Consider the following 721-nt stretch of genomic DNA (forward strand, 5'->3'; position numbering starts at 1 on the left):
GGCACGTCGTCATGCACGGTCACGTCGATGCTGCCCGTGGCCTTGTCGCCCGTGGCGTCCGTCACCGTGATGGGGAAATTGCCCGTCAGGTCGGCATCCGTAGCAGTACCGTCAGCGCCATGCTCCTGGCGGCCGCCAAGGGCATAGTCGTAGTTCACCGTCCACTTGCCGTCCGCGCCAAGCGTGGCCTTCACATTGGAAAGCTTCACGCCGTGCACGCCCTGGGCACTGCCGCTGACCGTGGCCACGCCGTCGGTGATGCTGATGGTCCAGCCTCCGACCTCGATGGTACCGCCCTCGCCATGCAGATCCACGATGAACGAACCGCTGCCGTTCTGGCCATGGCTTTCTTCACCGCCATGTTCGGGCTGCGTGCCTTCGTCCACCACGATCTTGTTGTCCCCGACGCCGGGCTCGACTTCACCAGGATTGAAGTCCTGCTTCACCGTGATCGCCACGGTCGTGCTGTCCCCGTCCTTGTCCGTCGCCGTGATCGTGAACTGCTTCTCGCCGAAGGACTTGTTCGGATCGGAAGGCTGGTATTCGTAGCTGTAGTTGCCGCCACCGTTGTCGGTCACCACCAGCTTGCCGCCGTCCACATCGAACGTCGTCTTGTTCCCCTCCTTCGTCCCGGTCGCACCGTTGATGCTCAGGGGAGCATCCGCAGCGCCGTCAGCTCCGAAGCCGATCCCGAAGCTGCCGGACAGCGTGCTGTCGGCCG

The 721-nt window shown here is 64.1% G+C and carries 1 protein-coding gene; it reads right to left on the reverse strand.

The window, feature by feature from the left end; genetic code table 11:
* Positions 1–721, reverse strand: a 721-nt coding sequence (locus tag ACQRAG_RS11765; protein WP_427805337.1) for a hypothetical protein, incomplete at both ends; no start/stop codon positions are given.

The sequence above is a fragment of the Desulfovibrio sp. SGI.230 genome (assembly GCF_050313065.1).
In the GTDB taxonomy this organism is placed as follows: Bacteria; Desulfobacterota; Desulfovibrionia; order Desulfovibrionales; family Desulfovibrionaceae; genus Desulfovibrio.